Origin of the sequence: Imhoffiella purpurea (genome assembly GCF_000585215.1) — a bacterium.
Lineage (GTDB): Bacteria > Pseudomonadota > Gammaproteobacteria > Chromatiales > Chromatiaceae > Imhoffiella > Imhoffiella purpurea.
Window position 1 is genome coordinate 84,738 of the sequence record NZ_AONC01000014.1, and the last position, 25,382, is coordinate 110,119.

Genomic DNA, 25,382 nt, shown 5'->3' on the forward strand with positions numbered 1-25,382 from the left:
TCAAAGACTTCGGTGGATCCGTCGCCGAACCTCGCCAACCCAGTCTTGGACATGAGGCGGGTGGAAGAGGCTGAAATGATCGGCGGCAACGACCTCGATCTGCACCTTGCCGGTGGTCGATGCCTCGATTTTTGTTCTCGTATCCGGCCCGATGGCCCCGCTCGGGTCCGCGGCGATGAACAGGAGATCGTTCCTGAGCGGACCCTTGAAGCGATAGCGCATCGATTTGTCCCGACGACCATGCAGCTGTCGCTGATATCGCTCCAGACCGGATGCGTCGAGACTCTCGGTCATCTTGCGGAGGAGGGTCGACCAATAGCGCTGCGTCGCGAGCGATCGCAGATCATCCGGGGTCTCCCTTCGACAGGCATCGGGATCGGCGGGATGACCATCGATCATGACGAGCAGCGGTCTCTGCCCCAGGGGCTCCAATTGCCGTGCGGCCTCGAAGGCCAGGCTGGCGCCGAACGACCATCCCATCAGCACCCTGTAATCCTTGCCGGTCGCGGTCGCGCAGGCCAGCATCTCGCGGACCATGTCCTCGAGCGTTTCGGCCTGGTCGAAGCGGTTCGCATCATCGAGGCCATCGACCGAGCAACCGAGCTCCATGAGATCCAGTGCCTCGCGATAGATGCTTGCACTGCCGATAGTAGCAGGAAAACAGAGGACGTTTGCGGAGGCGCCCCGATCCAGCAATGGGAAAATGCCTCTCTCATCGTTCCTGGTGGGCTCGTCGTCGATCCATCGCGCCAGATCCATGAGTCTCGGCGCCTCGAAGAAGGTGCGGAGCGGAATGGCCGAACGGCCGTTTCGGGCGAGACGGGCGGAGACCTCCATGGCCTTGAGGCTGTGGCCGCCGATGACGAAGAAATCGTCCTGCCGCGAGACGCGCTCGACGCCCAGGACGTCGCACCAGATTCGGGCCAGTAGTCTCTCCGTCTCGGTGGCCGGCCCTTCCGAGCCGGATGCGCCGGGCGCAGGCTTGGCCGCGGCGATCATGCTGGCGGTGTCCAGTTTTCCGTTCTCGGTCATGAGGAGCCGGGACAGGAAATAGAACTGGCAGGGGATCTGGGCGTCGAGAAGCGTCTCGCGCAGCCTCGACCTCAGCTGGGTCGGCGAAACCATCCGATCCCCGACCGCCACGAAGGCGACCATCCGGGTCTCGCCCTGGTGCTCGCGGATCGACACCGCGGCATCCTCCACCTCGGGCAGACCGATCAGGGCCTTCCGGGTCTCGGACGGCGATACCCAATGCCCCCGGATCCTGGCCCGCTCGTCCATGCGCCCGAGCAGCCGCAGGACGCCGTCCCGGCCCACGAGGGCCCTGTCGCCGGTGCGATAGGCGCGTTCTCCCCCGATCTCCACGAAGCCGCCGCCACCCTGGACGTATCCCTCGGCCAAGGCATCGCCGAAGACCGTCAGCTCGCCTGGGACTCCCCTTGGCAGAGCCTGTCCGAAGGGGTCGAGGATCTTGATCCCCGTATTCAGGACCGGCGTCCCGATGTCGGCGCCATCCATCTCCCCGACGCTCGTGATGGGGAAGGGCGCGGTCATGGTGCAGCCGATCGTGGCCTCCGTCGGACCATAGTGGAAGGCCAGCTGCAGCCAGGGACAGAGCTCCCGGAGCTGGGCCAGTTTGCCAAGATCCGGGGCTTCGCCTCCGAGGATCATGAGCCGCCATTGCCTCAGGTCCGCGAAGAGACTCGGATCCGGGGCGGAGAGCATCAGGGTCAGAAAGGAAGGCGTCGTCTTGAGCACGCTGATTTCCTGCTCCGCCATCAGCCGCAGGACCCGGTTCGGGTCGACCAGGTCCTCGTGGGCGGCCCAGAAGGCCGACCCTCCGGCCGCGAGCAGGCCGAAGGCGGTCGTATAGCCGAGATCGAAGGCCGCCGAGGTCACCTGCAGGGCGCGGTCCGTCTCTCTCAGTCCGAGACGGGAGATGGCGCTGACGCAGTAGTTGGTGAGCGCCCGCATGCCCACGTCGACGCCCTTGGGCGTGCCGGTCGAGCCCGAGGTGAAGATCCGATAGGCCATGCCTGGGATTGGCGCCTCGTCGCCTTCGGCCGCTTCGATCCCGCCCTCGAGTCCGAGTCGGATCCTCGGACGGGCGGCCTCCAGGATGCGCGACCGTCGCGCGGCCGGCCAGGCCGGATTGACGGGGACGAAGCTCGCGCCGAGCATCCAGGTCGCAAGGACCTGGACGAGGACGTGGGTGCTTGGCAGGGCCGATAGGGCGACCCGCGAACCCTGTGCGACGCCGGCCGCGGCCATCTCCGCGGCGAGGCGCTCCGCCCGCGATCCGAGTTCGGAATAGGAGAGCGGGCCGCGCGGATCCCATGTCGCCAGACGCTCGCCGGGCACCTCCGCGATCGATTCGGGCAGGATTCTGTCGAGCTTGGCGGCGGGGCCTTCGAGCATCGAGAGCTCGGGACCCCGGCTCGTCGCCAGCGGTTGCGAGGTGGCGGGGGCCGAGGGGGCGTCGAGACAGTTCGCGAGCAGCGCCAGAGCGGCATCGAGAATATCGGACAGCTGGTCCCGCTCGACCCGGCTGGTGTCGAATCGGGCCTCGATGAAGGGGCGGCGGCCGAGCGTGAAGCCGATCTGGAAGTCGTAATGATCCCAGCTCTCGGCCTGGTATTCGTCGATCGCCAATCCCGACCGGGGAAAGGACAGGTGCTCGATGTCTCCCCAGGCCAGCCCGGAGGGCCGGCCGTTCATGGTGTGGTCGAGCTCCGATGCCTGGAGCCCGGTGGCGGCGAGCATGTCCGCCAGGGTCGGCGAAGACCAGAGCGGTGCGAGGGCGAGCTGCTCGTGCATGGAACGGCACATTTCGGCGAAGGTCCGTCCGCCGGACAGCGATGCCTTGACGGGCAGGGTGACGATGAACATGCCGAGCGCGCGCTCGATGTCGGGCATGTCGTGGGTTCGGTTGGCCGATACCGTCGCGAAGATCGGCTCCTGGATGCCGGTCAGGCGCCCCAGGAGCAGACCCCAGAGGGCGTGAAGGACGGCGCTTTCGGAGATCTCGAGCCCTTGGGCGAGGGCCGTCAGCGCCCTGGCGGTCGGTTCCGGGACGAAGCTTTTGAGGCACTCCCTGGTGCCGGCGGGCCGCGATCTGTCCAGAAAGGGCAGCCGCGGGATCTCGCCGCCCTTGAGGGTTTCGCCCCAGTAGGCGCGATTGGCCGGACCCCGGCTGGCGTAGAGTGCGTCGGCGAAGGCGCCGGGGGTCGTCCGCGGGGGTGCTGGCAGGGTCGGCCCTAGACCCGATGCGGCTTCGTAGAGTGCAACCAGATCCTCGATCAGTATCGGGGCGGACCAGGCATCGGCGATGAGATGGTGAAAGGTGACCAGCATCCGCCAGGTCCCCGGCGCCTGCCCGATCAGCACGACGCGCAGCAGTGGATCGCGGGCTAGATCGAAGCGGTGGGAGCGCTCGCGACGGGCGATCTCCTCCAGGTCGACGGCGGCGCCGTCCCGAATCATCAGCACATGAGGCGGGCGCGATGTCAGTACGGCCTGTACGACCTTGCCTTCCTTGGTGCGGGTGAAGGCCGTTCTCAAGGCAGGGTGCCGCTCGGACAGGGACGACCAAGCCATCAAGAGCAATTCGGGATCCAGGTCTCCAGCGACTCGACAGTTGAATTGCTCGTTATAGGGTGACGATGCCTGGTGTTCCGACGCGAGCTCCGAATAAACGGCGAAGATCCCTTCCTGCAATCCGGTCGTCTCGTGGACGGAATGAACCGCGCTGTCCCTGGAGGTCATGATCTGAATGTCCGTCAGGTGGGATGATGGTGCTCTCCAATCACCAGCCTTGCGCCCATCGAATCCCGTGTCGCGCTCGGATGGCGGGGCTGCATCGGCGGCGGACTCTTCTGGTCTGGTTGCGCCCTAGTGTAGACCAAGCGTCGCTGGCGTCGCGATGGATGCCGTTCGTGGCTCGGTCCGATCGGCGATCCAGTATGGTGCGACATTCCTGTCGCAGCGCCCTGCAAGGGTGCGTATTCGCTTTCTCCATGTCTGGTAGAAGGGGGGCGACTCGCCGGGCGCGCCCGCTCGACGAGCGCTTGCTCTACATGTGTTCATTGCGACGACCGGGATCGCAAGATATTGATCGCGAGTCCCTAATCGTGTCGGCAGTCGCCTATTTCAGGGGATTGCAAGGTCCGGAGACGGTCATGGGCGAGAGCAATTGGCCTGATATCTGCTTATGGGTCGCACCAAAATTGCACAAGAGATTCGACTATGGAGTCATTGCAGGCAGGTACAGACGTATTGTTCATTCTGGTCGGCGCCGTGATGGTGTTGGCGATGCACGCAGGCTTTGCGTTCCTCGAGGTCGGGACGGTGCGCGCCAAGAACCAGGTCAACGCGCTGGCCAAGATCATGAGCGATTTCGCGATCTCGACCATTGCCTATTTCTTCATCGGTTACACGTTCGCCTACGGCGTCGACTTCTTTTCCGGCGCCGAGGCCCTGCAGGCCAAGAACGGGTACGAACTGGTGAAATTCTTCTTCCTGCTCACTTTTGCGGCCGCCATTCCGGCGATCATCTCGGGCGGCATCGCCGAGCGCGCACGCTTCTATCCTCAGTTGCTGGCATCCTTCCTGATCGTCGGTTTCCTCTATCCGCTCTTCGAGGGCATGACCTGGAACGGCAATTTCGGCATGCAATCCCTGATCGAGGGGCTGTTCGGCGCACCCTTCCACGACTTCGCCGGCTCCGTGGTGGTGCATGCGGTGGGAGGCTGGATCGCGTTGGCCGCCGTGCTGCTGCTCGGGGCTCGGACCGGGCGCTATCGCAAGGACGGCACCATGACGGCGCATCCGCCCTCGTCCATCCCCTTCCTGTCGCTCGGGGCCTGGACACTGACGGTCGGCTGGTTCGGCTTCAACGTGATGTCGGCCCAGACGGTTGGTGCAGTCAACGGGCTGGTGGCGGTCAATTCGCTGATGGCCATGGTCGGCGGCATCCTGGCGGCGATGATCGCGGGCAAGAACGACCCGGGCTTCCTGCACAACGGTCCGCTCGCGGGTCTGGTCGCCATCTGTGCCGGCTCGGACCTCATGCACCCTCTCGGTGCCTTGTTCACGGGAGCGGTCGCTGGCGGACTCTTCGTCTACGCCTTCACCCTGACCCAGAACAAATGGCGTATCGACGACGTGCTCGGCGTCTGGCCGCTGCATGGGCTCTGCGGTCTCTGGGGCGGAATCGCGGCGGGGATCTTCGGCCTGGAGGCGCTGGGCGGCGTCGGCGGCGTGACCTTCATGGCCCAGCTGTCGGGGACCCTGATCGGTGTCCTGCTGGCCTTCGTCGGCGGTGCGATCGTCTACGGCATCATCAAGGCGGTGCTGGGAATCCGGCTGAGCGAGGAAGAGGAGTACGTCGGCGCCGACCTGAGCATCCACAAGATCACGGCCCAGCCCGATTACAATCGCGGCGAGGTTTGATCCAAGCGCTTGGCGCTCCGGCCATGAATGGTGGTGCGTTCGAGCATCTCGATGCCGGTCGGATGCCGGATAGGCATTCGACCGGCGACTCCCCGGCGCTCAATGCCTCTCTATCGAGGGGCTGATTGGCCTGAACGGGAAACGCAATCGATCGGCGTTTCCCTAGACGCAGCCCGTCGGCTTGGGGAGGCCACCCCATTTGCAGATCAGCTTCATGGGGCCCTTCTTGAAGATGTTATAGAGCTCCTTGGTCGAGACCTTCTGCTTCTTGGCAAAGATACGGATGGGCGGAACCACGCCGTCCTCCTCGTACATGGAGCGTGCCTCGCGGATGAAGCCCATGACCTGCTCGGTCATCTCGAAATCGTCCGATCGGGCCAGTTCGACCGCGACCTCTTCGCTCCAATCGTCACGGTCGAGCAGGAAGCCTTCGTTGTCCAGGGGGACTTCGATCGCTGCTTGCATCATCTGTTCCTCGTCTGTTGATCGATGTGGTGTCGCAGATCAATCTGGAGGCGGAGAAAAACATATCAAGACGCCTGGTTATTTCGTCCGGATCGCCTCCAGAACGCCGTCCCAGAAGCGGATGCGGGCGCAGAGCGCCTCTTCCGCGGCCGTTTCGGCCTCCTCGATGCGTTTGGGGTCGTCCCCGCACAGTGTTTCCAGCAGCCTCATCGACAGTGGCCCATGGAAATCCTGGTCCAGATGGATATGACGTTCCAGATAGGCATGGAAGGCAGGCGCCTGTTCGGGACCGATGCCCATGCGTTCGAGCAGTCGACGGAACATGGAGGGGATGAGGTTCTCGCGTCCGAGCGCGAGCGCAGCGGCCACCATGTGTGGCTTGTCCTCGCGGATGAAGCAGAATGTGGTCTCGCTGAAATAGCGCGCCGGCAGGGGCACCGGATCGGAGTAGAGCGCCTTGTCGATGCCCTGCTCGGCGACCAGGGTCAGGAAGCGCTGGGGCATATCGGCGTCGGCGCCGACCTCCTGCATGGCGCGGCAGTAGAACTCGAAATGACTGGCGAAACGGGTCCCTTCACCGGCGATCGGAATGGCGTCCGACTCCTCCTCGAGCACCAGCTGGTTGATGAAATAGCGCAGGCTGGGATCCGAGGTCGGCATCCAGGGGACCTGGACGGGCGCGATCGACCGTTGCAGATACTTGATCAGCGACATGAAGTCCCAGACCGAGAAGACATGGTGTTTCATGAAGACCCGCAGATCTTCGAGCGTCCCGATCGCGCCATAGATCTCGTGATTGGCGAGCTGATCCTGGAGCGGACGCAGGGATTCAAGGTCGAGTGATGCCATCTTCATGTCCTCGTTATTCGGTATTTCAGCGGATGCCGAACCAATGATAACCAAGCTCCGGTGCGGCTGGGCGATTATGGTGCGCTTTGGCCGTCATGCCGGATGCGCGGCTGTCGCTATCTCAGGTCGAAGCGGATCGGGACCCGCAGGGGCCAGGATGTGCGCCCCACTTCGGGCGGAATGGGTTTGAATCGGCCCAGCCGACGCAATGCATCCAGCGATGCCTGGTCGAGCGATCCGTGACCGGAACCCTTGGCGATGCGGATTCCGCCGATACGGCCATCGGCCTGGAGCACGAAGGCCACCGTGGCGACACCCGTCTGCTGTCGGCGTCTGGCGCTGGTCGGATAGCGTTGCTGGCGGGCGATAGCGCGTTGCAGGGCGGCCAGATAGGCGCGTTCGGCGGCCTGTCGCGCGGCCTTGGTCGTCTTGGTGCCGGATTCGCCCGATTGGGCGCTACGATCCATGGCCGCCTGTCCCGACGGAGATCCTCGGCGGGTCGAACCGGTTCTCGGCGGTCGGCCCGGCTCCCTGGATGCCTGAGCGGTAGCCTTGGGGCGCGGTTCCGCGCGGGGCTTGGGGGGCGGCTTGGATTTGACTGTCCGCCTCGGGGCGACCTTGGGGCTGTCGGGTGGATCCGACTCGTTCGAGCGGAGATTCCGGTTTCCGCTCGGTGAGGCGACAGGCGGCTGGACGGGATCCTGGGATGGAGCGGCTTCGGCCAGGCTGGCAATGGGTTTCTCCGGTACCGGCTCAGGTACCGGCGGTGCGGGCCGGGGCGGGGAGGGCGTCTCATCGTCGGCCGGAGATGGTTCCCGTTCGGCGATGGCCGAATCGGGAGGCGGTTGCGGACCATCCGGATTCTCTGCCGGCGTGGCTCGGTCCTCTGTGGCCGGTGAGTCCGGCTCGCCGAACATGCCGAGCGAAATCGCGACCTCCCGCTCCTGGGTGCCCGATCGGGCGTCCGTTCCCAAATGCAGGAGGACGGCGGCACCCGCGGCATGAATCGCGGCGGACAGAGCGATTCCGACCCATACGCAGCGTCGGCAGCGATTCGCCTGAATCATGACTTGCGGGTCAGGATGGTCAGGCGCTCGAGTCGGCGCGCCTTGAGCTGGTCGACGATGGCGACGAAATGCTCGAATCGGGCCGCTGCGTCGACGCGCAGGAGGATCGGGGTGGACCGATCCAGTGCGTCGAGCTCGGTGGCCAGCCGCTCGGTGGTGACCGGCTCCGCGTCCAGATAGTAGCTGCCGTCGGCGTCGACCCCGATCTCGACGGCCCCGGGGGGAGGGGGAGCCGGCTGGCTCGTCGAATCGGGCAGCCGGATCTCCAGGCGTCCCTCGCCGATGAAGGTCGCCGTCGTCAGGACGATGGCGAGCAGCACCAGCATGATGTCGATGAAGGGCAGCACATTGATCTGGTCGATCCGCTTCATGCGCGCCTGACCCGGCGCCAGCGCGCCTTGAGCCGTTCGGTGCGGCGCAGGAGCGCGTTGTAGAAGACCAGGGAGGGGATGGCGACGACCAGGCCCAGCGCGGTCGCCTTGAGCGCCAGGGCCAGCCCCATCATCATGGCGGCGGTTTCGATCTTGCCCTGGAGACCGATGTCGTAGAAGGCGATGAGGATGCCGAGCACGGTTCCGAGCAGGCCGATGTACGGCGCGTTGGCGCCGATGGTGGCGATGGCGGTGAGGTTGCGCGTGAGGGCGAGATCCAGGTCCTCCGGATCCTCGAAGGCGCTCAGATCGACCCTGGCGTAATAGAGATAGCGTTCGATGACGCAGGCGATCATGATGAAGCTCATGAATCCGAGGATGCCCACCACCCCCAGGTCCAGGTTGGACTTCAGGAATTCCACGCCAATCTCTCCTCCTCTGGTGTCGGCATCGGTTTGCGCATCGGCGAGCGTTTTCTCCGCATCCACCGGATCGAGGCGATCCGCTCGTTCGACCACTCTAACCGTTCGTGCCAGGTGCTGGAACCCTTCCCATCCCGGACCGGCTGGAGAGAGATCGTTACACTGACGGGGGCTGGCGGGGGCTCCAGATTGCGGCCCGAGGGCGCTCGACCCGGCACAGGCGCGCTGCCTGAGTCAATGCAGCCGCTGACCGCTGCACCAGCGTTCGAAATAGCGCTGCATTACCTGGCGGACATGGGCCGGGTAGTCGTGCATCTCCATCTGCCCCATCCCCTCGCGGAAGAAATCGGGCGCATCGCTCGGCAAATGCTCGCCGATGGCATCGAAGGCGGCCTCCATCAGGACGGTCTGATGGGTACGGGTGGCCACGATGGCACGATTGAACAGCAGCACTCGCCAGGGGCGTCCAGAATTGCTCGCCTCGAATTCCAGTGCGCGCTCCAGACCGATTCCATTCATGAGCTCGGTCATGAGCACGAACAGCTCGGCCAGTTCCTCCGGATCGCTGGACTGGTTGGCGAGCAGGGCCGCGGCGTCGATGACGGGCTCCGGACGCAGTATCTCCGCGCCCCGTCTGAGCATCCAGCAGCACAGGGGAAGGGTCAGGATCTGGATGGCGCGCGCCTGTTGAGGCAGGCCGAGCCGCTTGGCGAGCTGGGAACACTGCGAGAGCAGGTCGAGCCCGTGATCGAGCAGGCTTTCCGGATCGGATCCGGTGAGATCCTTGAGGGTTGCCGCGGAGGCGGCCAATGTATCCCGCTCGGCGGCGCGCAGGATGTCGAGGAGTCGTTGGAGCCCGCCGAGAAGCACCTGCGGGCTGGGATCCGGGGTGTCGGAAGTCTCCTCGAAGACCCGTTGGACCTCTTCACCGACCTCGCTGAGTCGGTCTGCGATGTAGCTGATATCGATCGGTGGCAGCATGTCGGACAATCATCCCTCGACGCAATCTGGGGGTGAGCCACGCACCCTTTCGGTGCGTTCCGGACCTTGCAACCGACAAGCATAGCAACCAGATTGGTTCGTGTGTTGCTTCTCGTCTCACGCGATGTCGCGCCTTCGGTTAAACTAGACGGATGACCCGGATTCCAGATCTGCATACGCACTCGACCGCTTCGGACGGCACCCTGACGCCGGCCGAGCTGGTGGCGCGTGCCGCCTCGGCCGGCGTGACCCTGATGGCGCTTACCGATCACGACAACACCGACGGCGTCGAAGAGGCCCGGCGGGCGGCGGTCGACGCGGGCATCCATCTGATTCCCGGCGTCGAGATCTCGGTGACCTGGGGCGCGCGCACGGTTCACGTCGTGGGCCTGAATCTGGACACGGACAATGCGGACCTGCAGCAAGGTCTGGCGAGACTGCTGGAGTTCCGCGCCTGGCGTGCCGAGGAGATGGGGCGCCGGCTGGCCAAGCACGGGATCGAGAACGCCTACGAGGGCGCCCGTGCCTTCTCCAACGGGACCCTGATCGGCCGCACCCATTTCGCCCGTTTCCTGGTCAGCCGCCGGCTCGCTGCCGATACGGCCGAGGTCTTCAGACACTTCCTCACCAGCGGCAAACCGGGACACGTGGCCGGACGCTGGGCGAGTCTGGAAGAGGCCGTCGGCTGGATTCGCGGAGCCGGCGGCCAGGCGGTCGTCGCGCATCCTGCCCGCTATGGGCTGACACGGACCCGCATGCAGCGCCTGCTCGGCGAGTTTCGCGAACTCGGCGGCGCCGGGGTCGAGGTGGTCACCGGCAGCCACTCGCGCGACGATGCCTTCAATTTCGCCCGTCACGCCCGCGAGCAGCGCCTGCTGGCCTCCGCCGGCTCGGACTACCACGGTCCCATCTACCCCTGGCTCGAACTCGGCCGGCTGTCTCCGCTGCCCGAGGGCTGCACCCCGATCTGGCATGACTGGCCCGAGATGGCGGATGCCGAGCCTGCGCCTCGTATCGCCCTTGGCTGATCAACCCCATCCATGGCCCAATTCTTTCAGATTCATCCCGAGAATCCGCAGCCGCGGCTCATCCGTCGCGCGGTCGAGATCCTCTTGGAGGGTGGAGTCATCGTCTATCCGACCGACTCCTCCTATGCGCTCGGCTGTCAGATCGGCGAGAAGTCGGCCATGGAACGCATCCGCCGTATCCGCCGGGTCGACGATAAGCATTACTTCACCCTGGTGTGCCGGGATCTGTCCGAGATCACCACCTACGCCAAGATCGACAACCAGGCATTTCGGCTGCTGAAATCCCTGACCCCCGGTCCCTATACCTTCATTCACGAGGCGACCAAGCAGGTCCCGCGTCGTCTGCAGCATCCCAGGCGCAAGGCGATCGGCATCCGGGTTCCGGACAACCAGATCTGCCGCGCGCTCCTGAGCGAACTGGACCAGCCCATTCTCAGCACCACGCTGATCCTTCCCGGCGAGGATCTGCCGATGACGGATCCCTACGACATGCGCGAGATCCTCGACAAGCATCTCGAGCTGGTCATCGACGGCGGTTTCTGCGGCCTGGAGCCGACCACGGTGATCGACATGATCTCCGATCCTCCGGTGCTGATCCGCCGTGGCAAGGGCGACGCCAGCCTTCTCGAGGAATGATGAACGCACTCAATCACCTGCAGCTGCTGGCGGTACTCGCCATCCCGGTGCTCTTCGCCATCACGGTCCACGAGGCCGCGCACGGCTGGGTGGCCAATCGGCTGGGCGACCGCACGGCCTTCATGCTCGGGCGGGTCACCTTCAATCCGCTGCGTCACGTGGATCCGGTCGGGACCATCCTGGTTCCCGTGGTCACCTTTCTGCTCGCCGGATTTCTTTTCGGTTGGGCCAAGCCGGTTCCGGTCGACTGGCGCAATCTGCGCCATCCGCGTCGCGACATGGCGCTGGTCGCCGCCGCCGGTCCGGGCGCGAACCTGCTCATGGCGCTTTTCTGGGGGCTGACGATCCATCTCGGGCTGATCCTGATGCCCGTCAGCCAGTGGGTCGCCCTGCCACTGGTCTATTCCGGGGCCGCCGGGGTCCTGATCAACGTCTTCCTCATGGTGCTGAATCTCTTCCCGGTGCTGCCGCTCGACGGTGGACGCATATTGAACGCGCTGCTGCCGCCACGAATCGCCTACACTTTCTCGAGACTCGAGCCCTATGGACTGATCATCCTTCTGGCCCTGCTGGTCACCGGCCTGCTGGGGGCCATCCTGCTGCCCCTGGTCATCGCCACGGTCGGCCTGCTGCCCGGCTCCGGGATCGTGAAGGAACTCTTTCTGGTCTGACGCATTCTCCTCTGACATCATTCTCACGGTTTCCAGACTTGTCCAAGTCCGAAATCCTTTCAGCTCGACGCGAGGACGTCCATCCTTGAATTCCGTCTCCACACAAAATGCGCGCGTGCTCTCCGGCATGCGACCCACCGGCCGTTTGCATCTGGGTCACTATCATGGCGTGCTCAAGAACTGGCTCGAACTGCAGCACGAATACGAGTGCTTCTTCTTCGTCGCCGACTGGCACGCCCTGACCACCCACTATGAGGATCCCTCGATCATCCCGGACAGCACCCGGGAGATGGTCATCGACTGGCTGGCGGCCGGCATCAATCCGGGCTCGGCCACCATCTTCGTCCAGTCGCACGTGCCCGAGCACGCCGAACTGCATCTGCTGCTGTCCATGATCACGCCGCTCGGCTGGCTCGAGCGCGTGCCGACCTACAAGGATCAGCAGGACAAGCTCAAGGAGCACGACCTCTCCACCTACGGCTTCCTCGGCTACCCGCTGCTGCAGAGCGCCGACATCCTCATCTACAAGGCTGGAGGGGTCCCCGTCGGCGAGGATCAGGTTGCCCACGTCGAGCTGACCCGCGAGGTGGCGCGCCGCTTCAACCACATCTACGGCCGCGAACCGGACTTCGAGCAGAAGGCCGAAGAGGCCAAGAAGAAGATGGGCAAGAAGAACGCAAAGCTGTTCGACTCGCTCAAGCGACGCTATCAGGAACAGGGCGATCAGGAGGCGTTGGAGGTGGCGCGCGCGCTCCTCGAGGGGCAGGGCAACATCACCTTGGCCGACCGCGAGCGCCTGTTCGGCTATCTGGAGGGCGGTGGCCGTATCATCCTGCCCGAGCCCCGGGCGCTGCTGACCAAGGCGTCGAGGATGCCCGGGCTCGACGGACAGAAGATGTCCAAGTCGTACAGCAACACCATCGCACTGCGGGACTCCCCCAAGGAGGTGGAGAAATCCCTGCGCACCATGCCGACGGACCCGGCGCGGGTGCGCCGCACCGATCCGGGCGATCCCGAGAAATGTCCGGTGTGGCAGTTCCATCAGGTCTATTCGAACGATCAGGTGCGCGACTGGGTACAGGAAGGCTGCCGCTCGGCCGGCATCGGTTGTCTGGAGTGCAAGCAGCCGGTCATCGAGGGCGTGCTGGCCGAGCTGGTTCCGATCCAGCAGCGCGCCCAGGAGTACGAGGCGCAGCCGGATCTGGTGCGCAGCGTGCTCAACGAGGGCTGCGAGAAGGCCCGCGACGTGGCGCGCGAGACCATCGAAGAGGTCCGTCATGCCATGTCGCTGGTGATGGCCTGACCAGGACCGCCCGGTCCGGTCCGGCGATCGTCCGTTCGCAAGGAGAGCAGCCCGCGGGGATGGAACACAGGGAGGAAGAGACCGAGACCCTCGCTCGGCCGTCGCGCCCGCGACGGCCGAGCGAGGAGCGCGAGAACCCATCCTCGCAGGAGGATGGGGCGATGGCGCTGGAGACCGCCTCCGCGGGGCTCCAGCAGGAGATGCCGTTCGCCGTCGTGCAGGGGGCACCGCTCTTGACGCTGCCGCAGGATCTCTACATTCCGCCGGACGCGCTGGAGGTGTTCCTAGACGCCTTCGAGGGACCGCTCGACCTGCTGCTCTATCTGATCAAGCGCCAGAATCTGGATATCCTCGACATCCCGATCGCCGAGATCACGGATCAGTACATGGAGTATGTGGAACTGATGCGCGAGCTGCGTCTGGATCTGGCCGCCGAATATCTGGTCATGGCCGCCATGCTGGCCGAGATCAAGTCGCGCATGCTGCTGCCGCGCGTCGAGTCGGAGGACGATGAGGGCGGCGATCCGCGCGCCGAGCTGATTCGCCGGCTCCAGGAATACGAACGCTTCAAGCAGGCGGCCGAGGATCTTGACGCCTTGCCGCGTCTGGAGCGCGACCATTTCCCGGTGCATGCCGGGATTCCGCCGGGCTTCCTCCAGCGCACGCCCCCCGATGTGGACCTGCGCGAGCTGCTGGTTGCCCTGCGCGGCGTGCTGGCCCGTGCCCAGCTCTTCACCAGCCATAGGGTCGAGAAGGAGTCGCTGTCGCTGCGCGAGCGCATGTCCCAGGTCATGGAGCGTCTGCGCGGCCGCAGCTTCACCGAGTTCACGGCGCTCTTCGATGTCGCCGAAGGACGGGCCGGGGTGGTGGTCACCTTCCTGGCCACGCTTGAGCTGACCAAGTCGAGCGTGCTGGAGCTGGTCCAGAACGAACCCTTCGCCCCGATCCACGTGCGTTTGCGCGAATCCAATCAGGAGTCCGATGACATCGCCGTCGCTTAAGCTCATCGTCGAGGCCGCGCTCATCGCCGCCGGCGGTCCGCTGACGCTCGATCAGATCCTGGCGCTCTTCCCCGAGGATGAGCGGCCCGACCGCGCCGAGGTGACGGGGGCAGTCCGCGAGCTGCAGCTGGATTATGCCGATCGCGGCATCGAGATCGCCGAGGTGGCCGGGGGCTTCCGGGTCCAGGTGCGATCCATGGTAGCCCCCTGGGTGGCGCGGCTCTGGGACGAGAAGGCTCCGCGCTATTCGCGCGCCCTGCTGGAGACCCTGTCCCTGATCGCCTACCGTCAGCCGATCACCCGTGGCGAGATCGAGGAGATCCGCGGCGTCGCGGTGAGCACCAACATCGTCAAGACCCTGACCGAGCGAGAGTGGGTCCGAGTGGTCGGGCATCGCGACGTGCCCGGCCGGCCGGCGCTCTATGCGACTACCCGCAAGTTCCTCGACTATTTCGGCCTGCGTTCGCTCAACGACCTGCCGCCGCTGGCCGAGATCCGCGACCCCGAGGTCCTGCTCGACGACCAACTCGCGCTGGAGACGCCCGTGGAGGACAGGTTTCCGGCAATCGGCCATCAGCGACCGGCCGCCAACGACTAGCCAACGGCTTTCATCCAACCCAATCGGTTGTCGAACCAATCGATTCGTCCCCAGGATCCCGATATGAAGAATCAACGCCGCTCAGGGCGATTCAATACGACCGAGGAGCCGGTGCGGCTTCAGAAATTGCTCGCCGAGGCCGGGATGGGATCGCGCCGCGAGATCGATGCCTGGATCAGCGAGGGGCGGGTCCGAGTCAATGGCGAGATCGCCAAGCTGGGCGATCGGGCGACCTCGGCCGACCGTATTCGGGTCGATGGACGCGAGATCCGGGTGAGACGGCCGCGCGAGGACCTGCGCCAGATCATCGCCTATCACAAGCCCGAGGGCGAAGTGGTCACCCGGCGCGACCCGGAGGAGCGTCCGACCGTCTTCCGGCGCCTGCCGCGCCCCAAGGAGGGCCGCTGGATCGCGGTCGGCAGGCTGGACATCAACACCTCCGGCCTGATCCTCTTCACCACCGACGGCGATCTGGCCAATCGGCTGATGCATCCTTCGCGCGAGGTCGAGCGCGAGTATGCGGTGCGCATCCTGGGCGAGGTGTCGCCCGAGACCCTGACGCGTCTGACCGAGGAGATCGAGCTGGAGGACGGCCCGGCCAGGTTCGATTCCATCGTGGATCGGGGCGGATCGGGGGCCAACCATTGGTTCCATGTGGTGCTGCGCGAGGGACGCAACCGCGAGGTCCGCCGTCTGTGGGAGGCCGCCGGCTGCACCGTGAGCCGGCTGATCCGGGTTCGCTACGGCAATGTCGAGCTGGGACGACGGCATTTTCCAGGCAACTGGCGCCCCTTGACCGAAGAGGAGCGAGCGACTCTGATGGACCTGGCCGGTCTGTCGCAACCCGGCCGATCGGCGGATCGGCGTCCGATCGCGCGGCCCCGGATGCCTATGCCCGATCTCGAACCCGGGAGCGAGCCGCGCTCCAAATGGGGCAGGCCGAAACGTCGGGGTTAGGCGGAATCCTCACCGCTCGGCGTTCCGCAGCATCAGCGGAATCCGCTCGCACATGGCGCAGAAGTCCTCGACCGGCAGCGGACGCGAGAAGTAGTAGCCCTGAGCATATCGACAGCCCATGCCGCGCAGCAGCTGGATATGCTCCGGGTCCTCGACACCCTCGGCGACCACCTCGATGCCGAGGCTCTTCGCCATCGCGACGACCGCCTCGACCAGCGCCCGGTCGCTGATGTTGTGGGCGATGTCGCGTACGAAGCTCTTGTCCACCTTGAGCCGGTCGACGGCGAAGCGCTTCAGATAGGACAGGGACGAATAGCCGGTTCCGAAGTCGTCCAGATAGACCGGGAATCCCAGCGCGCGGATCTCGCTCAGCCACCGGGCCGCGTCGCCCAGATCGGCCAGCAGGACGCCCTCGGTGATCTCGAGCGCCAGCGTGCCGGGCTCGATGCCGTGACGCCGGGTGGCATCGAGAATCACCTTGGGTGGCAGGCCGTCCGGAATCTGCCGCGCCGAGACGTTGAGCGAGAGATAGAGGCGGTTCCCCGCCTCGCGCCACAAGGCCAGACGCTTCACGGCCACATCCAGCGCCCAGAGCCCGATCTCGTTGATGAGCTCGCTTTCCTCGGCGAGCGGGATGAAGTCGTCTGGCGGCACCAGGCCGCGCTCGGGATGACGCCAGCGGATCAGGGCCTCGGCGCCGACCAGATCGCCCGCGACCAGGTCGACGATCGGCTGATAGTAGAGCACGAATTCGTCCTCGCGGATCGCATTGCGCAGATCGTTCTCCAGCTTGCGTCTCTGCTCGATCGCGATCGCGAGCAAGGGGTCGAAGAACTGGACCGAATTGCCGCCCAGCTCCTTGGCATGCGTGAGGGCGAGCTCGGCGTGATGGAGCAGATCGGCCATGCCCCCCTTGGTGTCCTGCGGATAGATGGCGATCCCTAGGCTGACGCGCAGCATGATAGGCGATCCGGCGACCATGAAATGCGGCTGGAGGCGCTCCCGGATCCGGCGGGCCACGCATTCGATGTCGAGTCCGCGCTGGAGACGGGGCAGGACGAGCGCGAATTGGTCGGCGCCCAGACGGGCGATCAGGTCGGAGCTCTTGACGCACGCCGATAGACGCCTGCTCGCCTCCTTGAGCACCTCGTCGCCGACAGGGAGCCCGAAGCCGTCGTTGATCCGCTTGAAGTCGTCGACATCGATCAGGATCAGCGAGAACCCGGTAACCTGTTCCTGTCGACAGCCCTCGATCAGGTCCGCGAGACGCCGCTCGAGGCCGAGCCGGTTGGCGACGCCCGTGAGCGGATCCGTGACCGCCAGGCGTTTGGCCGATTCCTCGGCCTCCTTGTGCCCGGTGACATCGTGGATGACGCCCTGGAAGGAGGCGTCGCCGATCGGGGTCAGGACCATGTTGAACCAGATGTCGCGTCCGTCCTCTCCCTCATAGGCGAGATCTGTCGAAAAGCTGCGGGTCTTGTCGATACATCCGAGCACGGCCTCGGCCAGCCTGAGCGGGTCCTTCCAGCCGAGATCCAGGAGTGAGGTGTGCGTCTTGGGCGCGCTCCCGTCGGGGAGATGCATGAGCCGCTCGAAGGCGGGATTCCATGAGGTCAGCAGACCCTGGGCATCCATGATGAAGATCCCGGTCTCGGCATTCTGAAAGATGGCGTGATAGCGACGCTCGTCGATCTCGCGCTGGATGCGCAAGGCGCGTTCATCGTCCAGAGCCTGTACCAAATGGTCGGCCAGCAGGTTGACGTCCTCCACCAGCAGGCCGATCTCGGATTGGCGATGCCCGACCGGACTCGGAAGACGATCGCCCCGGGTGGCATCCATGCGATGCATTCCGTCCGAGATCTGCTTGATCGGCCGAACCACCTGCAGCAGCACCAGGGTGACGACCGCGATCGCGACCAGTGCCAGCTGGATCGCCGTTTGGAGCGTGGCGAACCGCAGTTCCTGCTCCATCGAGCGCTCGATCAGCGCCCGGTTCGGGGTCAGACGGATCTGACAGACCCGCAGATCCGGACTGAAGGGCGAATAGACGTCTCGAACCAGGGGCGGCCCATGGATTCGGGAGGCTTGCGTCTCCATGCTCCGGCGCCCGGAGGCCAGCGGCTGGTCGCCGGCGAGGATGTCGACCGCCAGCACCTCGGTGTTCTTGAGCAGACCATTCGCCAGCTCTGCGGCAAGGACATCGTCGTTGGCGAAGCAGGCGACGCTGGCGGTGCTTTCGACCGTATCCAGCAATTGAGCGAGTCTGGCGTCCGAGGCTTTCTTCGCGCGATCGAGGTTGTATTCGAAGCTCAGGGTCAAGGCGAGGGTGCTGAGCAGCACGAACAGAAGCACCAGGACCGCTGCCGTACGGAACAGTATGCTGCGATGCCAGCCGAGCTTGCGCATGGATCAGGGCTCGAGCCTGAAAACGGCCTTGAGCGAGGCCTGGAGCCGGTTCTCGATCAGGTAGCTGATGCTGCCCGGCTCGCGCATCAGCGTCTCGAGCACCTCCTGCTCGCTGTCTGCCTGATGCGGTGGGGTCGTCTTGCCCGAGAACATGAGGCGTGCCCAATAGGCCCGAATCTCCGCAGGATTCTTATTCACCAGGCGCCGATAGAATTGCTCTCTGATCGGGAGTTCGGCGGGCTGATCGATCGGGATCGCGATTTCGCCGTTCGGCAGCTGACGAAAGCGTCCGAGAAAGATATTGATGACCTGATCGCGCGTCAGTGTTTCGATCCCGGTACTCGCATTGACGACGACGACCAGCGGGAGCTCCTCGGACATCGAGGGCGATGCGGCGATCAGGATGCCGACGAAGAGCATCGGAACGAGCGGATTGGATTTCGACGCGATCATCAGAAGACGAAATCCAGGGCGAGGCTGAAGACCGTCATGCTTCCGTCCCATTCGCTCTTGTCTTCCCAGCGATACAGAAAGTAGGAATCCGGCTTGCCGCGAACCAGGTCCACCTGGGCCTTCAGGCACATGTTCTCCATGAAGTCCCAGCGGCTGCCGAAAAACAGGGTGCGTTGGTCGTTGTAGAATTCGGATTGATAGGCGTCGCTGTAGCCGGGAAGCGGATGCTTGAGATCCTTGGGGGCGGATTTGGTCGCCGAGAATCCGATGAAGGGCGTGAAGTCGCGCATCCGGTAGCTCGCGATCAGATAGCCGGCCCAGGTGTCCTGAAAGGCCCCATGGTCGTTCAGGGTCTTGCTGAGCAGGAGCTGGGTCTGCAGGGGACCCGAATCGTAGACGGCCCCGAGCGAGGTGAAATTGGACCAGTTGCCCGCGATCCGCAGCTCGTCGGCGGTCTCCGGCGGCAATGCCGAGTAGAAATCCTCCACGGGCAGATCCTGGTCGAATCTGAGACCGGCGTGCCCCAGCCTGAATTGCCAAGCCCCCTTGGCGAAGTCGAGATAGCCGCCGACCAAGAGCGATCCGCTCATATTGAGCTGCAGGTCCTCCCAGGGAGACTGCTCGCGGCTCAGACCAGCGTAGATCTTGCTCTTCAGGAGTCCGCCGGCAAAGGGCGTGACCAGCGCCACATCCATGCCGTCGATGTAAGAGAAAGGCAGAGTCCCATAGTAGTCGATTGGCGGTCGCACCGTGACGTAGGAATAGCTGACCAGGCGCGAGTCGGCGAGCATATAGAACTCGTTGCCGAGCCGCCCCGTGCGCAGGCTGATGTAGGGGGAGGGCGTGTAACTGAGAAAGGCCCAGGTGAGCTCCGGCTTGAAATCGCCTTGAGGGTTGTAGCGCGAGACCGCCTGAACGACCCCTTCGAATTCGGGATGGAATTGCAGATTGGCCTGAAGGCCGAACAGCGAGTCCGTCTCGAAGCTCCAGCGCTCGGTCAGGCCATTGCGCTGCGACAGGTCCCGAACCAATTCGGCCGAGTCGTCGGTCGAGCGCGCGATGCCCAGTGTGCCGAAGCCGTGGAGCGAGAAGTCGGAATCGCTCGCTTGGGATTGAACGGAGACAAACAGTGCGCTATGGGTCAGCCAGATTGCAGGCAGGAGCCTTGCGAGGCCGTTCTTCATCCTGGTGCTCCTTGGCTCGATGTCGCCGGTGAAACAATGCGGCCATGAATGCGCTTGCGCAAGGCGCGGTCGCCGCGCTCCGGTGTCTGCTTGGCCCCTGCCTTGCCAGGCATTCAGGATCTGCGCCAGTGCGGCGAGCTGCTTGATCGTGGGCTCATTGGAGTGGAAAGCCGAATGGGATCGGGTCAATAGTGCGGAGGGTGTTCTTGGACCGGCGGCGCTCCAGGGGCGTTTTGAACCAGCGTGGCCATCATTTCCTTCAGGCGCTGCAGTTCCTGTCGCAATGCGTCGATTTCCTGCTGCTGGCGCAGGACGCTGAGGTTGAGCTGCGCCAAATCCTCTTCTTGATAGGTCTGGCGCATTTGTAGATCGGCAATGCCCGATTCTGTCGTGTCCATTGCGGCGATCCGGTCAGATGAAGAGGAGTATGGTGAAATAATGGCTGACGCTGCCGGCGAGCACGAAGAGGTGCCAGATCCCATGGCACCATGGGTAGCGGTCGTCGAGAACGTAGAAGATCACGCCGAACGTGTAGAAGAGTCCGCCGGCGAGAAGGGCCCAGAAGCCGGCCGGGGACAGGGCGCCGATCAGCGGATCGAGCGCGAACACGATCAGCCATCCCATGCCGAGATAGATGGCCAGAGACAGGAATCGCGGTCCTTTCTTGGGGAAGGAGTCGATGACGATGCCGATCAGCGCGAGGGTCCAGACGGCACCGAACATCCACCAGCCGGTCGCTCCCTTCAGGACCAGCAGCGTGAAGGGCGTATAGGTGCCGGCGATCAGCAGATAGATGGCGTGGTGATCCAGAACCTGAAAGATCCGTTTCGCCCGCCCTCGCAGGCTGTGGTAGAGGGTCGAGAAGAGATAGAGCAGGAAAAGCGTGACACCGTAGATGGTGAGGCTGGTGATACGGAGCGCTCCTCCTTCCGTGCCTGCGAGCGTGACCATCACGGTGACCCCGATCAATGCCAGGAAGGCGCCGACGAGGTGTGAAATGCTGTTGAAGAATTCGCCCGCATACATGGATGATTACCTCGAAACCGTCTGGGTTGCGGTCAATAGCCAGTCGCGTATCCGCTTGGAGTCGCCGAAGGGCGTCATCCGGCCCGAGCCGCGGAGCAGGACGATATAGACGCGGCGGTCGTTGATGACGGTCTGCATCACCAGACAGCGCCCCGCCTCGTTGATGAAGCCCGTCTTGCTGACCTCGATGGTCCAGTCCGGATCGCGTACCAGTGGATTCGTATTGCGGTAGGTGAGCGGCGGCCGGCCGGAGAAGGGGTAGAGCATCATTTCGCCCGTCGCGGCGGCCTGGCGAATGAAGGAATAGCGCGCCGCGGCACGGACCATCTTGACCAGATCCTCCGCCGTGGAACGATTGCGGGCGTCCAGACCGCTGCAGTCCGCGAAATAGGTATTGCGCATCCCCAGCGCCCGCGCCTTGCGGTTCATCGCCTTGATGAATTCCGGCATGCCGCCACGATAGGTGGTACGGCCGAGGGCATGGGCCGCCCGATTGTCAGAGGAGACCAAGGCCGCCCGCATCAGATCCGCGCGGCTCAGTCGCGCCTCCCCGATACGCAGCCGCGAGCGACTGTTGCGGAGCCGATCCCGATCCTGATCGACGATCGTGATCCTGCGATCGAGCGATACACCGGTGTCGAGCACGATCATGGCCGTCATCAGCTTGGTCACCGAGGCGATCGGGGTGACCATGGTGGCGTTCTTGGCATAGAGCTGACGGCCGTTCTCGTCGACGACGATGGCGCTTGCCACCTGGACATGAAGCGCATTGCGATCGAGTTCGCCCCAAACGTCGGCCGACCGCGAATCGGCCTTGGAGGCCCAATACCCGGGCGTCTCCCACGCGGTGGTCGTCGGGCTCTGCTTGATCGTCGCCGGCCGGTTCGAGATCACGGGTGCCTGTGAGGGCTCCTGATTCCCGGCGCAGGCGGCGCCGGTCAGAATCAATGGGGCGAGCAAAAGCACCATCAACAACCTGCGGCCGAGTCCCCTGCCTGGATGGTCGGATGCTGGAAGGATGGTGGAGCCTGTTGGACGCGACCTGGGCATAGCGAAGAGGACCTTCGGGAGTTGGGGATATAGATTGGGTACTGAATGGCACCGGATGCGAACACGGATTATCGCATACCCGTGCCGGAACGCGATGCCCCGATGGAATCCTTCGCGATCATGCCACGCTCGGCCTGGTGGTGATCGCTGCAAGGCGTATGATCCAGGCAGGGCTTACAATGGGATGGAGTGCACGAGGATGTCTGGGAGATGAGGATTTTCTATCGCAAGCCCCGCACGCATCCAAGGCGCGTGCTCCAGGACTGGATGCCGATTATCGGCCGGCGTCGAGTCATCGGGATCCTGGATTCGATCCTCAAGAACGTCGAACGCCAGGGTGCGGTACCTTTACTCCTATGGGTGCTGCCGGTCGCCGTCCTTGTCCCGCTGGGTTTGCTGTGGCTGCTGAAGACAGGTCTGTTCTGGCCCTGGGCCGGGATGCTCGTGCTCTGCGCCGGGGCGGCATCCTGGCTGAACGCATGGATGGAAGAGCAGGGCCGCGGCCATGTCGAGCCTCGCCGGACGCCGCCAGCGAGGATCCCTCTCCAGGTCCAGCAGTCGTTGCGGCCGATCGAGACGGCTCCGGCCGAGGAGCCTGTCCCGACTTCGCCGCCCTCGATGCCCCGGCCTCTTCACACCAGTCCCTGTCCATTGCGCATCCTCTTCCTCGGCTGCTCGAGCTCGGGAAAATCCACGCTCATCGGCGCGCTCTTCGGCAGGCTCAGAGCGGCCATCGACCTCACACCGGATCCCAACCGTGCCTTGACGCCATACCGTCTGGAGCGCGACGGACAGGAACTGGCCATCGTCTACGATACCCCGGGCTCCGAGCGGCTGGCCTACAAAAGCCTGCATGAGGTGGCGAACGCCGCCGACATCATCCTCTGGGTGAGCGCGGCGCACAGTCCGGAGCGCCATTCGGAGCGCCAGATCCTGGACGCCTTGCGAACGGCGCAGACGAGCCGTGTCGATCGGCGGCCGCCACCCATGCTGGTGGTGGTGACGCACATCGATCGGCTGCGCCCGCTGCGCGAATGGCAGCCGCCATACGATCTCACCGATCCAGGCGACCTCAAGGCGATGAGCATCCAGGCCGCGGTGACGGCATTCGCGGCCGATTTCGAGGTGCCGATCGCCTCGGTCATTCCCGTGTGTCTCGCCGAGGGGCGTATCTACAACGTGGACGATACGCTCTGGGCGGCTATCCTGGAACAGATGGATCGTGCCCAGCGGACACGCCTGATGCTCGGCTGGGACGATACGCGCCGGGATGAGAACTGGACGCTGCTTCGCCGCCAACTGGCCAATGCGGGACGCTTCATGACGCGGTTTCCAGGACGGGGACACCCTCGATCCTGAGAATTAGGGGCGCAGAGGCAAGGGCGAGGCGCCGATCCGGCCGGACGCGCCGATATGGATACCAAGGCGGATAGGGAAGAGGGTGCAAATGTGACCCGCTCACCGGTTTGTATCCGAGCGTTTTTGTAAATTGATCGCGATTCGTGTGAGATTTTCCATGCCACTCGGTGGTGATTGGCAGACGCGATCCTCATCTTGGACGCGTCGCGGCATGGCCGCTGCCGAGGCATCGTCCTAGGGTGATGCTCGTTCCGCCAATCGCAAAAACCGGTCGTTGCGAGAGCCCTAAGAAGATGCGAACCAATCTGCCTGTCACCCAGATCGAGCATGTGATGGAAGACGATCAGCTGATCGTCTCCCGCACCGACCTCAAAGGCCGGATCACCCAGATCAATCTCGATTTCATCAAGATCAGCGGCTTCACCGAGGCCGAACTGATCGGCGCACCGCACAATCTCGTACGACATCCGGATATGCCCTCCGCGGCGTTCGAGGATCTCTGGCAAACCGTCAAGTCGGGGCGCCCCTGGACGGGGATGGTCAAGAATCGCTGCAAGAACGGCGATTACTACTGGGTCGAGGCCAATGTCTCGCCGCTACGCGAGCAGGGTCAGATCGTCGGCTACATCTCGGTACGGCGCAAACCGACGCGGGGCCAGATCGCCGAGGCCGAGTCGGTCTATGCCCGCTTGAGGGCCGGAAAACCGATCAAACCGCTTCATGCCAGGCTGCTGTCGCGGATCAACGATCTCTATATCACCCGCGCCTTGCCCGGGGGGCTGGTCCTCATTTCGCTCCTTTTCATCCTGGCGCTGGCCATGTCTCTGCTGAGCCTGCAACGGACGACCGACCGCACGGCCCATATGACCGAGAAGACCCTGGTCTTGGACCAGGCATTCAATGACATGTATGCGAATGGTCTGCAGATGGTCGCCGCGATGCGCTATGTGCTTCTGGAGCCAGAGGTTGTCCAGGCGCGCGAGAATCTGGAGTCGTCCGATGCCGAGTTCCGTGTCGCCTTGCTGAAGGCCCAGGCGCTCTCGAAAGACGACTCCAAAGCGCTGGATGCACTCGAAGCCATCTCCCAGGGGTTCGAGCAGAATCGCGCCATTCGCGATCGGATCCTGGAGGCCCTGGCCGCCGGGGACCTGGTGGAGGCCAAGCGGATCTACAATGTCGAGAGCAACCCGGCCTGGGGCTCCTACAAGATCCTCATTACGGACTCGGCGCGGCGGGTCAAGGGGATGTTCGAGGAGGAGCGCAAATCGATGGAGACGGCCGCGCATGCGGCTCGGCTGCAGGTGCTTCTCTTCTCCGCGCTCGCCGTCCTCTGCGCGGCGGTACTCGGCACCTGGCTGGTGCGCAAGATCGCGCGTCCCCTGAAACAGACCTCCAGCCATCTCGAGGCGCTGGCCGAGGGCAACTACAGCACATCCATCGTTGCACCCAATCGGGATGAGCTGGGCAACATGCTCATGTCTCTCAAATCCGTCCAGGCGCGACTGGATTTCGACATGCAGGAGACCAAGCGGATCGCCTTGGAGAACATGACCATCCGCACGGGGCTCGACAGCGTCTCGCTTCCGGTCACGCTCTCCAACGAACTGAACCAATTATTCTATCTCAACCGGGCGGCCGAGGCATTGTGGCGCGACATGACCCCCGAGATCCAGCGTCGTTCGCCGAGCTTCAATCTCGAGCGCATGATTGGATCGGCGCTCGCCGATTATTTCGAGGATCAGGAGGTCGCGGCGGCCTATCGGGAAAAACTTACCTCGACCCGCGATTTCGACATGCAATTCTGTGGCCGCAGCCTGCGTCTGACAGCGAGCCCGGTGTCCGACGACATGGGGATCTATCGCGGCCGCGTCACCCAGTGGGAGGATCGCACGGCGGAGGTGACGGCGGAGCGCGAGATCGCGGGTCTGGTCGAGGGGGCGGCGGTTGGAGATTTCGCGTCGCGGCTGGATCTGTCGGGCAAGGAGGGCTTCTTCCGTCAGCTGAGCGAGGGACTGAACCGGCTGCTCGACATCATGTCGGCGGGGCTGAGCGACGTGGCCGGAGTGCTGGACGCGATCGCGCGCGGGGATCTGACGCGCGGGAT

Annotated in this window: 23 protein-coding genes; 10 read left to right on the top strand and 13 right to left on the bottom strand. The window is 64.4% G+C overall.

Translation table 11 applies throughout. The features are described from left to right. On the bottom strand, positions 1-3,765 hold the full coding sequence (locus D779_RS05260) for an AMP-binding protein (protein WP_043750516.1): 3,765 nt from the start codon (positions 3,763-3,765) through the stop codon (positions 1-3). Between the two features lie 480 nt (positions 3,766-4,245). Here D779_RS05260 and D779_RS05265 point away from each other — a divergent pair, with 480 nt between their 5' ends. Continuing rightward, entirely contained in the window at positions 4,246-5,451 is a 1,206-nt protein-coding gene (locus D779_RS05265; RefSeq protein WP_043750519.1) for an ammonium transporter, read from the top strand. A 162-nt stretch (positions 5,452-5,613) separates the two neighbouring features. Here D779_RS05265 and D779_RS05270 read toward each other — a convergent pair whose 3' ends face one another. The 6 genes from D779_RS05270 to D779_RS05295 form a co-directional block, all read right to left on the bottom strand. Next, complete coding sequence (locus tag D779_RS05270) at positions 5,614-5,916, bottom strand: TusE/DsrC/DsvC family sulfur relay protein (RefSeq protein WP_043750601.1); 303 nt, start codon at positions 5,914-5,916, stop codon at positions 5,614-5,616. 78 nt (positions 5,917-5,994) lie between these two features. Next, positions 5,995-6,765 carry a DUF3050 domain-containing protein gene (locus tag D779_RS05275; RefSeq protein ID WP_043750604.1) on the bottom strand — a complete coding sequence of 257 codons (771 nt, stop codon included), beginning with the start codon at positions 6,763-6,765 and terminating at the stop codon, positions 5,995-5,997. A gap of 116 nt (positions 6,766-6,881) precedes the next feature. Next, positions 6,882-7,232: an energy transducer TonB gene (locus D779_RS22110; protein WP_043750522.1), complete on the bottom strand. Its 351-nt coding sequence runs from the start codon at positions 7,230-7,232 to the stop codon at positions 6,882-6,884. A gap of 596 nt (positions 7,233-7,828) precedes the next feature. Then, positions 7,829-8,203, bottom strand: coding sequence for a biopolymer transporter ExbD (locus tag D779_RS05285; protein WP_043750526.1), 375 nt, complete (start codon positions 8,201-8,203; stop codon positions 7,829-7,831). Continuing rightward, entirely contained in the window at positions 8,200-8,625 is a 426-nt protein-coding gene (gene exbB, locus D779_RS05290; protein ID WP_043750607.1) for a TonB-system energizer ExbB, read from the bottom strand. Before exbB ends, D779_RS05285 begins: the two co-directional genes overlap by 4 nt. A 234-nt stretch (positions 8,626-8,859) precedes the next feature. Then, positions 8,860-9,606, bottom strand: coding sequence for a hypothetical protein (locus D779_RS05295; RefSeq protein ID WP_043750533.1), 747 nt, complete (start codon positions 9,604-9,606; stop codon positions 8,860-8,862). 152 nt (positions 9,607-9,758) lie between these two features. Between D779_RS05295 and D779_RS05300 the strand changes: the two genes are divergently transcribed. The 7 genes from D779_RS05300 to rluB all read left to right on the top strand — a co-directional run bounded on the left by D779_RS05300 (position 9,759) and on the right by rluB (position 15,800). Then, complete coding sequence (locus D779_RS05300) at positions 9,759-10,634, top strand: PHP domain-containing protein (protein ID WP_043750536.1); 876 nt, start codon at positions 9,759-9,761, stop codon at positions 10,632-10,634. 12 nt (positions 10,635-10,646) lie between these two features. After that, positions 10,647-11,270, top strand: a complete 624-nt coding sequence (locus tag D779_RS05305) for an L-threonylcarbamoyladenylate synthase (RefSeq protein WP_043750539.1) — start codon at positions 10,647-10,649, stop codon at positions 11,268-11,270. Beyond that, entirely contained in the window at positions 11,270-11,941 is a 672-nt protein-coding gene (locus tag D779_RS05310; RefSeq protein ID WP_043750609.1) for a site-2 protease family protein, read from the top strand. Before D779_RS05305 ends, D779_RS05310 begins: the two co-directional genes overlap by 1 nt. A gap of 85 nt (positions 11,942-12,026) precedes the next feature. After that, positions 12,027-13,244: a tryptophan--tRNA ligase gene (locus D779_RS05315; protein WP_081763342.1), complete on the top strand. Its 1,218-nt coding sequence runs from the start codon at positions 12,027-12,029 to the stop codon at positions 13,242-13,244. 161 nt (positions 13,245-13,405) lie between these two features. Further along, positions 13,406-14,245, top strand: a complete 840-nt coding sequence (locus tag D779_RS05320) for a segregation and condensation protein A (RefSeq protein WP_043750611.1) — start codon at positions 13,406-13,408, stop codon at positions 14,243-14,245. Continuing rightward, on the top strand, positions 14,226-14,843 hold the full coding sequence (gene scpB / locus D779_RS05325) for an SMC-Scp complex subunit ScpB (RefSeq protein WP_052347856.1): 618 nt from the start codon (positions 14,226-14,228) through the stop codon (positions 14,841-14,843). Before D779_RS05320 ends, scpB begins: the two co-directional genes overlap by 20 nt. Positions 14,844-14,906: 63 nt before the next feature. Then, a complete protein-coding gene (rluB, locus tag D779_RS05330; RefSeq protein WP_052347862.1) occupies positions 14,907-15,800 on the top strand; it encodes a 23S rRNA pseudouridine(2605) synthase RluB in 894 nt (297 codons plus the stop codon). Between the two features lie 9 nt (positions 15,801-15,809). Here rluB and D779_RS20955 read toward each other — a convergent pair whose 3' ends face one another. The 6 genes from D779_RS20955 to D779_RS05360 form a co-directional block, all read right to left on the bottom strand. Beyond that, positions 15,810-18,206, bottom strand: coding sequence for a putative bifunctional diguanylate cyclase/phosphodiesterase (locus D779_RS20955; RefSeq protein ID WP_052347857.1), 2,397 nt, complete (start codon positions 18,204-18,206; stop codon positions 15,810-15,812). Positions 18,207-18,209: 3 nt separating this feature from the next. Continuing rightward, positions 18,210-18,659 (bottom strand): type 2 periplasmic-binding domain-containing protein, encoded by a 450-nt coding sequence (locus D779_RS05340; protein ID WP_052347858.1) that lies wholly within the window; start codon positions 18,657-18,659, stop codon positions 18,210-18,212. Continuing rightward, the gene (locus D779_RS05345; RefSeq protein WP_043750545.1) at positions 18,659-19,843 is read right to left on the bottom strand and encodes a hypothetical protein; all 1,185 of its coding nucleotides are present in this window, start codon (positions 19,841-19,843) and stop codon (positions 18,659-18,661) included. The genes D779_RS05340 and D779_RS05345 overlap by 1 nt, the downstream gene beginning before the upstream one ends. Positions 19,844-20,028: 185 nt before the next feature. After that, positions 20,029-20,241, bottom strand: a complete 213-nt coding sequence (locus D779_RS05350; protein ID WP_043750548.1) for a SlyX family protein — start codon at positions 20,239-20,241, stop codon at positions 20,029-20,031. Between the two features lie 13 nt (positions 20,242-20,254). After that, entirely contained in the window at positions 20,255-20,869 is a 615-nt protein-coding gene (gene trhA / locus D779_RS05355; protein ID WP_043750551.1) for a PAQR family membrane homeostasis protein TrhA, read from the bottom strand. Between the two features lie 6 nt (positions 20,870-20,875). Beyond that, positions 20,876-21,838: a serine hydrolase gene (locus D779_RS05360; protein WP_232424071.1), complete on the bottom strand. Its 963-nt coding sequence runs from the start codon at positions 21,836-21,838 to the stop codon at positions 20,876-20,878. Positions 21,839-22,129: 291 nt separating this feature from the next. On the opposite strand from D779_RS05360, the gene D779_RS21540 reads away from it, so the two are divergent. Together D779_RS21540 and D779_RS05370 are read left to right on the top strand one after the other, a co-directional pair. After that, positions 22,130-23,278, top strand: coding sequence for a GTPase family protein (locus D779_RS21540; protein ID WP_081763344.1), 1,149 nt, complete (start codon positions 22,130-22,132; stop codon positions 23,276-23,278). A gap of 293 nt (positions 23,279-23,571) precedes the next feature. Further along, the coding region (locus tag D779_RS05370; RefSeq protein WP_043750557.1) for a PAS domain-containing protein at positions 23,572-25,382 on the top strand (1,811 nt) is incomplete at its 3' end.

What these genes read in the sequence shown, in the direction of transcription:
- D779_RS05260 (WP_043750516.1), bottom strand. Translation starts at nt 3,765, where the DNA reads ATGACCTCCAGGGACAGCGCGGTTCATTCCGTCCACGAGACGACCGGA.
- D779_RS05265 (WP_043750519.1), top strand. Translation starts at nt 4,246, where the DNA reads ATGGAGTCATTGCAGGCAGGTACAGACGTATTGTTCATTCTGGTCGGC.
- D779_RS05270 (WP_043750601.1), bottom strand. Translation starts at nt 5,916, where the DNA reads ATGCAAGCAGCGATCGAAGTCCCCCTGGACAACGAAGGCTTCCTGCTC.
- D779_RS05275 (WP_043750604.1), bottom strand. Translation starts at nt 6,765, where the DNA reads ATGGCATCACTCGACCTTGAATCCCTGCGTCCGCTCCAGGATCAGCTC.
- D779_RS22110 (WP_043750522.1), bottom strand. Translation starts at nt 7,232, where the DNA reads ATGGATCGTAGCGCCCAATCGGGCGAATCCGGCACCAAGACGACCAAG.
- D779_RS05285 (WP_043750526.1), bottom strand. Translation starts at nt 8,203, where the DNA reads ATGAAGCGGATCGACCAGATCAATGTGCTGCCCTTCATCGACATCATG.
- D779_RS05295 (WP_043750533.1), bottom strand. Translation starts at nt 9,606, where the DNA reads ATGCTGCCACCGATCGATATCAGCTACATCGCAGACCGACTCAGCGAG.
- D779_RS05300 (WP_043750536.1), top strand. Translation starts at nt 9,759, where the DNA reads ATGACCCGGATTCCAGATCTGCATACGCACTCGACCGCTTCGGACGGC.
- D779_RS05305 (WP_043750539.1), top strand. Translation starts at nt 10,647, where the DNA reads ATGGCCCAATTCTTTCAGATTCATCCCGAGAATCCGCAGCCGCGGCTC.
- D779_RS05310 (WP_043750609.1), top strand. Translation starts at nt 11,270, where the DNA reads ATGAACGCACTCAATCACCTGCAGCTGCTGGCGGTACTCGCCATCCCG.
- D779_RS05320 (WP_043750611.1), top strand. Translation starts at nt 13,406, where the DNA reads ATGGCGCTGGAGACCGCCTCCGCGGGGCTCCAGCAGGAGATGCCGTTC.
- scpB (WP_052347856.1), top strand. Translation starts at nt 14,226, where the DNA reads ATGACATCGCCGTCGCTTAAGCTCATCGTCGAGGCCGCGCTCATCGCC.
- rluB (WP_052347862.1), top strand. Translation starts at nt 14,907, where the DNA reads ATGAAGAATCAACGCCGCTCAGGGCGATTCAATACGACCGAGGAGCCG.
- D779_RS20955 (WP_052347857.1), bottom strand. Translation starts at nt 18,206, where the DNA reads ATGCGCAAGCTCGGCTGGCATCGCAGCATACTGTTCCGTACGGCAGCG.
- D779_RS05340 (WP_052347858.1), bottom strand. Translation starts at nt 18,659, where the DNA reads ATGATCGCGTCGAAATCCAATCCGCTCGTTCCGATGCTCTTCGTCGGC.
- D779_RS05345 (WP_043750545.1), bottom strand. Translation starts at nt 19,843, where the DNA reads ATGAAGAACGGCCTCGCAAGGCTCCTGCCTGCAATCTGGCTGACCCAT.
- D779_RS05350 (WP_043750548.1), bottom strand. Translation starts at nt 20,241, where the DNA reads ATGGACACGACAGAATCGGGCATTGCCGATCTACAAATGCGCCAGACC.
- trhA (WP_043750551.1), bottom strand. Translation starts at nt 20,869, where the DNA reads ATGTATGCGGGCGAATTCTTCAACAGCATTTCACACCTCGTCGGCGCC.
- D779_RS05360 (WP_232424071.1), bottom strand. Translation starts at nt 21,838, where the DNA reads ATGGTGCTTTTGCTCGCCCCATTGATTCTGACCGGCGCCGCCTGCGCC.
- D779_RS21540 (WP_081763344.1), top strand. Translation starts at nt 22,130, where the DNA reads ATGAGGATTTTCTATCGCAAGCCCCGCACGCATCCAAGGCGCGTGCTC.